Below are 10,769 nucleotides of genomic sequence, written 5' to 3'. Positions count from 1 at the left end.
CCGACGTAGTCGATGTCCACGACCCGCCAGCCGCGATGCGACAGGCCCAGCAGACGGTCGATCGGCGCGCCTACGTTCAGCGCCGCCACGTCCACGCCCAGCGACTTGAGCGCGCGCACCCCGGGCGGCTGCAGCAGCAATCCGGCGCCCAGCGTGGTGAAACCCTGGTGTTTTTCGAAGACGCGCACTTGATGGCCGGCTTGCGCCAGCGCCAGTGCGGCGGCCAATCCGGCGCTGCCCGCGCCGGCGATGCCGATGGATAGCGGCGATTGCGTAATAGTCATGGAATGGCGTAGGCCGGCTGCCGGAAGCGGCAGCCATGGGTGCCGGCATAGTACCAATAGCCCTCAGCCTTCGCGCAGGTACTCCGTGGGCGCGCGGCCCAGCACCCGCCGGAACATCGTCGAGAACGCCGCCGGACTCTGGTAGCCGAAATCCAGCGCGATGGCGGTCACCTGATCGCCTGCGGCCAGCCGCGGCAATGCCAGCACCACGCAGGCGCGCTGGCGCCATTCCGAAAACGCCATGCCGGTCTGCTGGCGGAAATGGCGGCTGAACGTGCGCGGACTCATGTGCAATCGTTCGGCCCAGGCTTGCGGCGCGGCGCGCGCATCCGGCGCGGCGATGAAGGCCTTGCACAAGGGCGCCAGGCGCTTGTCGCGCGGCAGCGGTATGTGCAGGGGCAACACCGGCGCACGCTCAATCTCATGCAGCAGCAAGGCCGCCAGCGCGCCGTCGCGTCCTGCCTGGTCATACTCGGCTGGCATGTCCACCGCGTCCAGCAGCAGCTGCCGCAACAGCGGCGAGACCTCGATCACCTCGCAGGCGCCGCGGTCCGCGCGCGCCGCCCCGGGCTCGATGTAAGCGCTGCGCGTGCTGACGTCCAGCATGCGGACCTGATGCGTCACGCCCGCCGGGATCCACACCGCGCGCTGCGGCGGCACCACCCAGTTGCCATCGCGGGTGACGACATGCATGACGCCGGTGGCGCCGTAAAGCAATTGGGCGCGGCGGTGCGCATGGGCCGGCAACAGGCGGCCGGGCGGGTAGTCGTTGCCGATGGCGACGACGGCGCGGTCCAGATGGTCGTGGCGGTCGATATGGGTATTGCGCATAGCCTGGGAAGCCGCCAGCGCGGCGGCGCGGCGATTGGCCGAAACTCGAACATTATTGTCCAATCCTCGAAAGCGGGCCACGACCCACCGCCGTATCGTGACTGCTTTCCCTGGAAGGACGCAGCATGCTTTACCTGATTCTGGCTCTGTTTGGCTGCTTGAGCGGCGTGACCACCGTGCTGTTCGGCTTCGGCGGCGGCTTTGTCGTGGTGCCCGTGCTGTACGCGGTGTTGACCGCCGCGCATGGCGCGCACGACGCCATCGGCCTGGCGGCCATGCACATCGCGGTGGCCACGTCCACCTGCGTCATGATCGTGAATTCGATCGCGGCCACGCGCAAGCACCAGCGCGCCGGCAATATCCTGCGCGCCTATGTCTGGCCCCTGGCTGGCTTCATCGCCGTGGGCGCGGCGCTGGGCGCCCTGGCCGCCACCCGCGCCAGCGGCGAACTGGTGCGCTATGCCTTCATCGCCTACCTGGGCGTGACCATCGTGGACTGCCTCCTGCGCCAGGGCTTCATGGCGCAGGGGGACGAGCGCCCCCGGCCGCTGGGCCACGGCGTCCTGGTGGGAGGCGGCCTGGTCATCGGCGTGGTCGCTGCCTTCCTGGGGGTGGGCGGCAGCGTCATGACCGTGCCGCTGTTGCGCCGCCGCGGCCTGCCCATGGCCAAGGCGGCGGCGATGGCCAATCCACTGACGCTGCCCGTGGCGGTGGTGGGAACGCTGGCCTACATGGCGGCGGCCGGCGGTCTGGCCGCCCCCCTGGCGCCCTGGATCGTGGGCTATGTGGACCTGCTGGCCTTCGCCGCGCTGGCGCTGGGCTCGTTGGTGGGCATCCGCCTGGCCGCGCCACTGATCCCGCGCATCCCGGACCGCCTGCACGCCCGGGTCTATGTGTTGCTGCTGGCGCTGGTGATGGTGAGCATGCTGCTCATCTAGGACCCGTCCCGCAAAAACCTAAGGAAACATCGCGGCCAGCAGCCACTACGAAACCGCGCAAAACGTTTCCGCCGCGCCCTTGGGGGGCTCCCTCCCAGGGGCTCATGCGCATCCCGTGGCCTGCCGACACAGGAAAACACATCGCGAAACTTGCCCCGACGCCGCCCGGGTTGTCATCATGGCCCGACATTCAACCGGAACAAGGAGGTTTCATGCAGCGTTCCACTTATGCATTCCTGTCCGCCGCCGTGCTGGCGACGGCGCTGTCCGGTGCTCCCGCCCTTGCGCAGCAAGCCAGCCAGCCGCAAGGCCAGACCCAGGCCCAGCCGCGCATGGCCCCCCCGCCCGCGATCCAGCCGACCGACCAGCAATTGCAGCGTTTCGCTTCGGCATCGCAGAAGATTTCCGGCGTCGTCGACGAGTACCGCCCCAAGGTCGACGCCGCCAAGACGGATCAGGCCAAGCAGAAGGTCGTCGAGGAAGCCGACGCCAAGATGGTGAAGCTGGTGCAAGCCGACGGCCTGAGCGTCGAGGAATTCAACGGCATCGGCCAGGCCATACAGCAGGATCCCCAGCTCAAGCAGCGTGTGATGAGCATGAGCAAGGGCGCCCCCGCCGCGAAGTAAGGCTCTCCGAGAGCTAGCCCTGGCGCCATCCGTCCTTCTCTGGACGGATGGCGTTTTTTTGTTTTGCCGTCGCCGTCCTGCCCTGCTTCAACCGGCCCGCGGCCGCCTTGAGCAGACGCTGGAAAGTCGGGCATTGCGCATGGTTGGGGGCTGGACATACCGCGGCATGGCGCAAGCCCTGGCTCATTGCCCGCAAGCGCTTGATGGCCGCGTCTATGCTGTCGGCCTTGTCCAGCAATAACTGCCGGTCCACCTGCGGCGCTCCGTCGGGAGTCAGCATGGTCTGGATCTCGTCCAGCGACAGTCCGCCTTCCTGTCCCAGCGCAATCAACGCCAGTTGATCCAGCACGCCGGGCGCGAAGCGTCGACGCTCGCCCGCGGCGCTGACTGCCGCGATCAAACCCTTGTTTTCATAGAAGCGCAGCGTGGAGGCCGGCAGGCCTGTGCGCCGGGCCACTTCCGAAATATCCATGGCGCCCTCCTTGACTTGAAGTTGACTTCAACTTCTATCATGCCCGCATACGATGAATTCAGCAATGGAGGGACCGGACATGATATCGATGGAAATAGCGGCAAAAGTGGTACTGATCGGAATCGGTGCAACCGTCGTGATGGACCTGTGGGCCATGATCCAGAAGGCCCTGGGCATGCCCACACTGGGCTACGCGATGGTTGGCCGCTGGGCCGGCCACTTGTGCCGGGGAACATACGCGCACGCCAATATCGGCCGGGCTGCGCCCATACCGGGCGAATCGCCGCTGGGGTGGACGATCCACTACGCCGTGGGTCTCGCTTTCGCCGCTCTGCTGATCAGCGTCCAGGGCGCGGCGTGGCTGCGCGATCCCACCTGGCTGCCTGCCGTGGCCGTGGGCCTGGCCACCGTCGTCATGCCCTTCTTCCTGATGCAGCCCGCCATGGGCGCGGGCATCGCCGCATCCCGCACGCCTACGCCCTGGAAGAACCGCCTGCGCAGCCTGGTGACGCATGCGGTATTCGGATATGGCCTTTACCTGTCCGCCGCCGTGCTCAAGCTGGTGTGGGACTGACGCCTCCCAGGCATGCTCCACCAGGCCGTGCCTCTAAGATGGAGCCGATCAGGAATCCCCTGAACGACCCAGACCCGGAGGAATTTTGACCTTGACCGCAAAACCCACTGACGAACTGACGATCCGCCGCGCGAGCGTGGAGGATGCTCCCGCCGTATTGCAGATCTTCGACGAGGTGATTGCCTGGTTCGTCAGCATGGGCAACGAGGGCCAATGGGGAAGCGAGCCTTGGTCGGCTTTGCCCCTGCGCATCGCGCGCGTGACCGAGTCCTGCGCGCTGCCCGGGGCCTGGGTCGCCGAGGAGCCGGGAGGCGGCATCCGCGGCGCGCTGGTACTGGGCGACGCCATGCCTTACGTGCCCGCGGCAACCGGGCCGGAAGTCTACGTGAGACTGCTGGTCGCCTCCCGGGATGCGCGGGCGCGCGGCATCGGCAGGCGCCTGCTGGCCTTTGCCGACGACCAGGCGCGGGCCGCGGGGGTCGACCGCCTGCGCGTGGACTGCTACGGCGGCGGCAGCGAAGCCCTGGTGCGCTTTTATGAATCCTGCGGCTATGCGCGGATCTCGACCTTCGACGTGAACGGTTGGCCGGGCCAATTGCTGGGCCGCGAACTTGGTAGACCTTGAATGACTGCAATTCCAGACACTTTCCTCGCACGCTACTTCGACCGCATCGGCTATCACGGCCCGGTCGAGCCCACGCTCGGCGCGCTGCGGCAGCTCCATCTGCTGCATCCGCAAGCCATCCCGTTTGAAAACCTGGCGCCGTATACCGGCCAGCGCGTCCAACTGGAGCTGGACGCCCTTGCTGAAAAGATGATTGCGCGGCGGCGCGGCGGATACTGCTTCGAGCACAACACGTTGCTGCTTGCCGTACTGCGGCAGATGGGCTTTCACGTCACCCCGCTGATCGCGCGGGTGCGTTGGCAGGTGCCCGCGGAAATCCATACGGGGCTGACCCATATGCTGTTGCGCGTGGAACTGGAGGGCCGCAGCTGGTTCGCCGACGTGGCCTTCGGATCCACCACGCAAACGGCTCCGCTCGAGTTCCTGCCCGGCGTCCCTCAAACCACTCCCCACGGCCTGTTCCGCATCACCCAGGCGGCAGATGAGCTAAGCCTGGAATTCCAGACGTCCGCCGGCTGGCAGGCGGTGTATCGCTATACGCTGGAACCCGCGGCCGACGTCGATTTCGAAATCGGCAACTGGTACACGTCGAGCCATCCCCAGTCGGTGTTCCTGAACAGCCTGCTCGTCAGCCGCACCCAGCCCGGCGCCCGCGAACTGATGGTGAACGATACCTACACCCGCCGCGACAACGACGGCAGCCTGCAGAAGCATCAACATGCCGACGCCTCGGCCTGGGCGGATTGCCTGCGGCAACGCTTCGACCTCGATCTTGGCCTTGATGAAGCCGTCAGCCTGTTCCGGCGTGTCGCGGCGCACGGCAATGAAGCCGGCGTCGCCGAACTCGCTCCAGGCTGATCCCGCCGAACGGCCAGCGCGCGCGTTGTCGGGCGCCCGTCAGCCTTGCTGCCTGCGCAACCGGTTATCCTGTTCCGGATTCCCTCACCGACACGTAGAAGGAGCGCAGTATCTTGACCCCGGAACTCACCCTCTATGACCTGGCGGGCGCCGACGCCTCGCTGCGCTTCAGCCCGCATTGCTGGAAGACCCACATGGCCCTGGCCCACAAGGGCCTGAGCGCCACGACCGTGCCCTGGCGCTTCACGGAAAAGGAAGCGATCGACTTTTCCGGCCAGAAGCTGGTGCCGGTGCTGGTAAACGGCACGCAGGTGGTCAGCGATTCCTGGCAGATCGCCTGCTACCTGGAAGACACCTTCCCCGAGCGGCCCTCGCTGTTCGGCGGCGCCAGCGGCCGCGCGCTGAGCCTGTTCGCGAATTCATGGGCCGACACCACGCTGGTGCCGACGCTGGCGCGGCTGCTGCTGCCCAGCATCCACGGCCTGATCCACGAAAAAGACCGGGACTATTTCCGCGCCACGCGGGAAAAACGCTTCGGCAAGCTGGAAGACCTGCCCGCGGGCTACGAGGATCAGGTTGCCGCATTGCGTTCCGCGCTGCTGCCCCTGCGGCAGATGCTGGGCAAGCAGCCCTATCTGGCGGGCGAGCAGCCGGCCTATGCGGACTATGCCGTGTTCGGCATGTTCATGTGGGCGCGCTGCACCAGTCCGTTGGAACTGCTGGCCGAGGACGATCCGGTCCATGCCTGGCGCGAGCGGCTGCTCGACGCCTATGACGGCATGGCGCGCCGCGCGCCGACGGCGCAATCCTGAAGCGCCTGCCCCGCGTTGGCGGGCGTCAGGTCTTCAGCCGGTAGCCGGTCTTGAAGATCCAGCGCACGCCGACCAGGCAGGCCAGCAGGAACACCAGCGTCATGCCCACGCTGACGCCGACGCTGACGTCCGAAACGCCATAGAAGGCCCAGCGGAACCCGCTGACCAGATACACCACCGGATTGAACAAGGTGGCGGTCTGCCAGAACGGCGGCAACATCTTGATGGAATAGAAGGTGCCGCCCAGGAAGGTCAGCGGCGTGACGATCATCAGCGGGATGATCTGCAACTTCTCGAAGCCGTCGGCCCAGATGCCGATGATGAAGCCGAACAGGCTGAAGGTCACCGCCGTCAGCACCAGGAAGCCCAGCATCCAGAACGGATGCGCGACCTCGAACGACACGAACAGGCGCGCCGTGGCCAGCATGATCAGCCCCAGGATGATGGACTTGCTGGCAGCGGCCCCGACGTAGCCCATGACGATCTCCACGTAGGAGATGGGCGCCGAGTGGATTTCGTAGATGGTGCCCGAGAAGCGCGGCATGTAGATGCCGAAGGACGCGTTGGCGATGCTTTGCGTCAGCAGCGACAGCATGATCATGCCCGGCACGATGAAGGCCCCATAGCTCACGCCGTCGATCTCGACCATGTGCGAGCCGATGGCGGAGCCGAACACCACGAAGTACAGCGAGGTGGAGATCACGGGCGACAGCACGCTTTGCATCAGCGTGCGCCAGGCGCGGGCCATTTCAAACAGGTAGATAGCGCGGATGGCGTAGAAGTTCATGATTAACTGTGCACCAGGCTGACAAAGATATCCTCGAGCGAGCTTTCCGACGAATTCAGGTCGGTGAATTCGATCTCCAGCCGGGCGAGTTCATGCAGCAGCCGGGAAATCTCCCCGCCGCCCTGGTTGTCGTAGGTGTAGACCAGCTTGTGGCCGTTGTCGGACAGGTCCAGCTGGAAGGCGTCCAGCGCCGTGGGAATGCCGGGCAGCGGCGCCTTCAGGGTCAACGCCAGCTGGCGCTTGCCCAGCTTGGCCATCAGCGCGTGCTTTTCCTCGACCAGGATGATCTCGCCCTTGCGGATCACGCCGATGCGGTCGGCCATTTCCTGGGCTTCCTCGATGTAGTGCGTGGTCAGGATGATGGTGACGCCGTTTTCACGCAGTTGCCGCACCATTTCCCACATGCCGCGCCGCAGTTCGACGTCCACGCCGGCGGTGGGTTCGTCCAGGAACAGGATGGCCGGTTCGTGCGACAGCGCCTTGGCGATCATGACGCGGCGCTTCATGCCGCCCGACAGCGCCATGATGCGGCTGTCCTTCTTGTCCCACAGGGACAGGTCGCGCAGCACTTTCTCGACGTAGGCGTGGTCGGCGGGTTTGCCGAACAGGCCGCGGCTGAAGTTGACGGTATTCCAGACGCTTTCGAACGCGTCGGTGGAGATCTCTTGCGGCACCAGGCCGATCTTGGCGCGGGCAGCGCGAAACTCGGAGACGATGTCGTGGCCGTCGGCCAGCACGCGGCCGGCGGTGGGGTTGACGATGCCGCAGATGATGCTGATCAGCGTCGTCTTGCCCGCGCCGTTGGGCCCCAGCAGGGCGAAGATCTCGCCGCGCTGGATGTCCAGATTTACGCTCTTGAGCGCCTGGAACCCCGATGCGTACCGTTTGGATAGATCCTGGACTGAAATGACCGGCTGCACACGAGCCCCCGACGAGATGGATAGCCAGGGATTTTAACCGTCACGCCTGACAAGCTTGTTCAGCGTGACGGAACAGTGTGTTTGGCGGACTGCGCAGTCCTTGCTCAACGCCCCCAGCGCAGCACCAGCGGGTCCAGGCGGCGGGCGGTCTCCAGCAGGCCCTGGCGGACCTCCTCGCGCATGGCCGGCAGCGGGTGCCGCGGCGCCTCGCAGGCGATCACGCCGCCCGCCTTCATCAAGGCCTTGGCGCTGAGGATGCCGCCCTGGCGGTTCTCGTAATTGATCAGGGGCAGCCAGCGCTCGTACAGGCGGTAGGCCTCGTCCCGGTTGCCAGCGCGGTGGGCCTCGATGATTGGGCGCAGACCGTCGGCGAAGCCGCCGCCGGTCATGGAGCCGGTCGCGCCCGCATCCAGGTCGGGCAGCAGGGTAATGGCTTCCTCGCCGTCCCAGGGACCTTCCACGGCCGCGCCGCCCAGCGCGATCAGGTCGCGCAGCTTGGAGGCCGCGCCAGCCGTCTCGATCTTGAAGTAGGCAACGTGTTCGATCTCGCGCGCCATCCGCGCCAGCGCCGCGGCCGACAGCGGCGTGCCGGCGACCGGCGCGTCCTGGATCATGATGGGGATGTCCACCGCATCGGACACGCGCTGGAAGAATCCCGTCACCTGTTCCTCGGACACGCGGATCGTGGCGCCGTGGTACGGCGGCATGATCATCAGCATGGCGGCGCCCTGCTCTTGCGCGCGGCGGCTGCGCGCGGCGCAGACCTGGGTACTGAAGTGCGTGGTGGTCACGATGACCGGCACGCGGCCGGCGACGTGCTCCAGGATGGTCCGCGTCAGGATTTCGCGCTCGTCGTCCGACAGCACGAACTGCTCGGAAAAATTGGCCAGGATGCAGAGGCCGTCGACGCCGGAGTCGATCATGAAATCCACCGCCCGCTTCTGGCTGGGCAGGTCCAGCTCGCCGGACTCGGAAAAGGTGGTGGGAACGACCGGGAAGATGCCGCGATAGCGCGGATTCTGGTAGGCAGCCATGGTTATTCGATGATGTTGAAGTGCTTAAGGTATTCGGTCTTCAGCGTCAGGCCCAGTCCGGGCTTGTCGTCGTCCAGGTCGATGAAGCCTTCCTTGGCCACAGGCTCGCCGTCGAAGATGTAATAGAACAGCTCGTTGCCGACTTCCACGTCGAACATGGGGAAGTATTCGCTCATGGGCGAGGCCAGCGTGCTCATCGTCAGGTGGTAGTTGTGCATCTGCCCCGCATGCGGCACGACCGGCACGCTGTAGGCCTCGCACAGCGCGTTGATCTTGTGCGCCGCCGTGATGCCGCCAACGCGGTTGGTGTCGTACTGCACCACCGACACCGCCTTGCGGTCCAGCAGCTGCTTGAAACCGTACAGCGAAAATTCGTGCTCGCCGCCGGAGATGGGGATCGAGGTCAGCTGGTTCAGCTCCGCATAGCCGTCGATGTCGTCAGCGATGACGGGTTCCTCCAGCCAGCGCGGCTCGAATTTCTCCAGCTTGGGCAGGATGCGCTTGGCGTACTCCAGGTTCCAGCCCATGTAGCACTCCAGCATCAGATCGGTGTCGTAGCCGATCACCTCGCGTACCGCCTCCACCGACTTCAGGTTCTCCGAGACGCCCTTTTGCAGATGCGCGGGGCCGTAGCCGAAACGCATCTTGAAGGCGGTGAAGCCCTGGTCCAGATAGGTCTGAGCTTCCTCCTGCATGGCCTTCAGGTCGGTGCGGTAGAGCTTGGAGTAATAGACCGGGATCTTCTCCTTGGTGCGGCCGCCCAGCAGCTTGAAGACGGGCTTGTTCACCGACTTGCCCAGGATGTCCCAGATCGCCAGGTCGATGGCCGAGATCGCGGCCATGGTCACGCCCTTGCGGCCCCAGGCGTGGGTGGAGCGGTACATGCGCTGCCACAGGTACTCGTAGTCCCAGGGATCCTGCCCGATCACCAGCGGGGCCAGGTACTGGTCGATGATGGCCTTGGCCACGCGCGGCGCCAGCGCCACATTACCCAACCCGACGATGCCGTCGTCCGTCTCCACCTCGACCACGGTCCAGCCGTGGAAGCGGAAGGTGCTCATGGTTTCCTGCTTGGAATACAGCAGGTCCATGGCGTTGGAGCAGAAGTTGCCCTGCGGCGGCACGGTCTTGCCGGTCCATTCGTAGACGCGGGCGCGGACGGATTTGATCTTCATGAGGATTTCCTGCTTGGGATTCTAGGTAGGGAATGACTGCGTCGGATCAGCCCGCCAGCGCGCGCGAGGCGCGATGCGACAGGCCCATGCGGCAGGCGATGAGAAAGGCCTGCCAGGTCGCGTCCAGGTTGGCGCGGCCCTGGCCGGCGATGTCGTAGGCGGTGCCATGGGCCGGCGTGGTGATGGGAATGGGCAAGCCGCCCTGCACCGTCACGCCGCGCGAGAAGCCCAGCAGCTTGATCGCGATCTGGCCCTGGTCGTGGTACATGGTGACGATGGCCTGGAACTCGCCGGCCTGCGCCTTCAGGAAGATGGTGTCGGCGGGGAACGGCCCCTGCACCGGCAGGCCCTCCTCGTTCAACTGCCGCACGGCCGGCGCGATGATGTCCACCTCTTCGCGGCCGCAGGTGCCGCCGTCGCCGCCATGCGGATTGAAGGCGGCCACCGCCACGCGCGGCTCGGCCATGCCGTTGGCCTGCAGCGAACGGTAGATCAGCCGGGTCGCGGCCTTGATGCCGTCGATGCTGAGCGCCGCCGCTGCGTCCTTCAACGGGATGTGCGAGGACACGCGCGAGGTCCACAGGTCTCCCAGGGTGTTGAATTCGCAGAAGTAGCCGGTCACGCCCAGGTACTGCGCGAAGTGGTGCAGTTCGTCGTCGTGGCCAAGGCCGCCCAGCTTCATGGCGTACTTGTTCAAGGGCGCGAAACAGATGGCGTCGACGTGGCCGTCGCGCGCCGCGTCCATGCAGGCGTTGAGCACCCGCAGCACCGATGCGCCGCCCGCCGCCTCGGCCTGGCCGAGGTGCACCTGGCCGGGTTGGATGGTGTCCATT

The 10,769-nt window shown here is 66.0% G+C and carries 14 protein-coding genes; 6 read left to right on the top strand and 8 right to left on the bottom strand.

Features of this window, described 5'->3' with window-relative positions; translation table 11 throughout:
- Together VIR09_RS23035 and VIR09_RS23030 are read right to left on the bottom strand one after the other, a co-directional pair.
- A partial coding sequence (locus tag VIR09_RS23035) for an FAD-dependent monooxygenase (RefSeq protein WP_332014956.1) occupies positions 1 to 284 on the bottom strand: 284 nt, incomplete at its 3' end.
- Between the two features lie 63 nt (positions 285 to 347).
- Entirely contained in the window at positions 348 to 1,115 is a 768-nt protein-coding gene (locus tag VIR09_RS23030) for a helix-turn-helix transcriptional regulator (protein ID WP_332014955.1), read from the bottom strand.
- 125 nt (positions 1,116 to 1,240) lie between these two features.
- Between VIR09_RS23030 and VIR09_RS23025 the strand changes: the two genes are divergently transcribed.
- Both VIR09_RS23025 and VIR09_RS23020 read left to right on the top strand, forming a co-directional pair.
- Positions 1,241 to 2,053: a sulfite exporter TauE/SafE family protein gene (locus VIR09_RS23025; RefSeq protein WP_332014954.1), complete on the top strand. Its 813-nt coding sequence runs from the start codon at positions 1,241 to 1,243 to the stop codon at positions 2,051 to 2,053.
- 212 nt (positions 2,054 to 2,265) lie between these two features.
- Positions 2,266 to 2,679 carry a DUF4168 domain-containing protein gene (locus tag VIR09_RS23020; protein WP_332014953.1) on the top strand — a complete coding sequence of 138 codons (414 nt, stop codon included), beginning with the start codon at positions 2,266 to 2,268 and terminating at the stop codon, positions 2,677 to 2,679.
- 13 nt (positions 2,680 to 2,692) lie between these two features.
- On the opposite strand, the gene VIR09_RS23015 is transcribed toward VIR09_RS23020, so the two are convergent.
- Positions 2,693 to 3,151: a helix-turn-helix domain-containing protein gene (locus VIR09_RS23015; RefSeq protein ID WP_332014952.1), complete on the bottom strand. Its 459-nt coding sequence runs from the start codon at positions 3,149 to 3,151 to the stop codon at positions 2,693 to 2,695.
- Between the two features lie 79 nt (positions 3,152 to 3,230).
- Here VIR09_RS23015 and VIR09_RS23010 point away from each other — a divergent pair, with 79 nt between their 5' ends.
- The 4 genes from VIR09_RS23010 to VIR09_RS22995 all read left to right on the top strand — a co-directional run bounded on the left by VIR09_RS23010 (position 3,231) and on the right by VIR09_RS22995 (position 6,020).
- A complete protein-coding gene (locus VIR09_RS23010; protein WP_332014951.1) occupies positions 3,231 to 3,725 on the top strand; it encodes a DUF2938 domain-containing protein in 495 nt (164 codons plus the stop codon).
- Positions 3,726 to 3,816: 91 nt separating this feature from the next.
- On the top strand, positions 3,817 to 4,350 hold the full coding sequence (locus VIR09_RS23005; RefSeq protein WP_332014950.1) for a GNAT family N-acetyltransferase: 534 nt from the start codon (positions 3,817 to 3,819) through the stop codon (positions 4,348 to 4,350).
- The gene (locus VIR09_RS23000) at positions 4,351 to 5,208 is read left to right on the top strand and encodes an arylamine N-acetyltransferase (protein ID WP_332014949.1); all 858 of its coding nucleotides are present in this window, start codon (positions 4,351 to 4,353) and stop codon (positions 5,206 to 5,208) included.
- Positions 5,209 to 5,321: 113 nt separating this feature from the next.
- Positions 5,322 to 6,020, top strand: a complete 699-nt coding sequence (locus tag VIR09_RS22995; RefSeq protein WP_332014948.1) for a glutathione S-transferase family protein — start codon at positions 5,322 to 5,324, stop codon at positions 6,018 to 6,020.
- 25 nt (positions 6,021 to 6,045) lie between these two features.
- Here VIR09_RS22995 and VIR09_RS22990 read toward each other — a convergent pair whose 3' ends face one another.
- From VIR09_RS22990 to VIR09_RS22970, 5 genes are all read right to left on the bottom strand, one after another.
- Positions 6,046 to 6,807, bottom strand: a complete 762-nt coding sequence (locus tag VIR09_RS22990; RefSeq protein WP_332014947.1) for an ABC transporter permease — start codon at positions 6,805 to 6,807, stop codon at positions 6,046 to 6,048.
- 2 nt (positions 6,808 to 6,809) lie between these two features.
- The gene (locus VIR09_RS22985) at positions 6,810 to 7,727 is read right to left on the bottom strand and encodes an ABC transporter ATP-binding protein (protein WP_332014946.1); all 918 of its coding nucleotides are present in this window, start codon (positions 7,725 to 7,727) and stop codon (positions 6,810 to 6,812) included.
- Between the two features lie 104 nt (positions 7,728 to 7,831).
- Entirely contained in the window at positions 7,832 to 8,761 is a 930-nt protein-coding gene (locus VIR09_RS22980; protein ID WP_332014945.1) for a dihydrodipicolinate synthase family protein, read from the bottom strand.
- A gap of 2 nt (positions 8,762 to 8,763) precedes the next feature.
- Complete coding sequence (locus VIR09_RS22975; RefSeq protein WP_207469265.1) at positions 8,764 to 9,936, bottom strand: L-rhamnonate dehydratase; 1,173 nt, start codon at positions 9,934 to 9,936, stop codon at positions 8,764 to 8,766.
- Between the two features lie 46 nt (positions 9,937 to 9,982).
- Positions 9,983 to 10,769: 4-hydroxythreonine-4-phosphate dehydrogenase PdxA (locus VIR09_RS22970; RefSeq protein ID WP_332014944.1), on the bottom strand; the 787-nt coding region annotated here is incomplete at its 5' end.

The sequence above is a fragment of the Achromobacter sp. genome (genome assembly GCF_036567245.1).
Lineage (GTDB): Bacteria > Pseudomonadota > Gammaproteobacteria > Burkholderiales > Burkholderiaceae_B > Achromobacter.
The sequence above is the reverse complement of the archived record's forward strand: the minus strand, read 5'-3'. Positions and strand labels throughout refer to the sequence as shown.

Excerpts from the sequence above, each read along its gene's own strand:
- VIR09_RS23030 (WP_332014955.1), bottom strand. The coding sequence starts at position 1,115 with ATGCGCAATACCCATATCGACCGCCACGACCATCTGGACCGCGCCGTC.
- VIR09_RS23025 (WP_332014954.1), top strand. The coding sequence starts at position 1,241 with ATGCTTTACCTGATTCTGGCTCTGTTTGGCTGCTTGAGCGGCGTGACC.
- VIR09_RS23020 (WP_332014953.1), top strand. The coding sequence starts at position 2,266 with ATGCAGCGTTCCACTTATGCATTCCTGTCCGCCGCCGTGCTGGCGACG.
- VIR09_RS23015 (WP_332014952.1), bottom strand. The coding sequence starts at position 3,151 with ATGGATATTTCGGAAGTGGCCCGGCGCACAGGCCTGCCGGCCTCCACG.
- VIR09_RS23010 (WP_332014951.1), top strand. The coding sequence starts at position 3,231 with ATGATATCGATGGAAATAGCGGCAAAAGTGGTACTGATCGGAATCGGT.
- VIR09_RS23000 (WP_332014949.1), top strand. The coding sequence starts at position 4,351 with ATGACTGCAATTCCAGACACTTTCCTCGCACGCTACTTCGACCGCATC.
- VIR09_RS22990 (WP_332014947.1), bottom strand. The coding sequence starts at position 6,807 with ATGAACTTCTACGCCATCCGCGCTATCTACCTGTTTGAAATGGCCCGC.
- VIR09_RS22980 (WP_332014945.1), bottom strand. The coding sequence starts at position 8,761 with ATGGCTGCCTACCAGAATCCGCGCTATCGCGGCATCTTCCCGGTCGTT.
- VIR09_RS22975 (WP_207469265.1), bottom strand. The coding sequence starts at position 9,936 with ATGAAGATCAAATCCGTCCGCGCCCGCGTCTACGAATGGACCGGCAAG.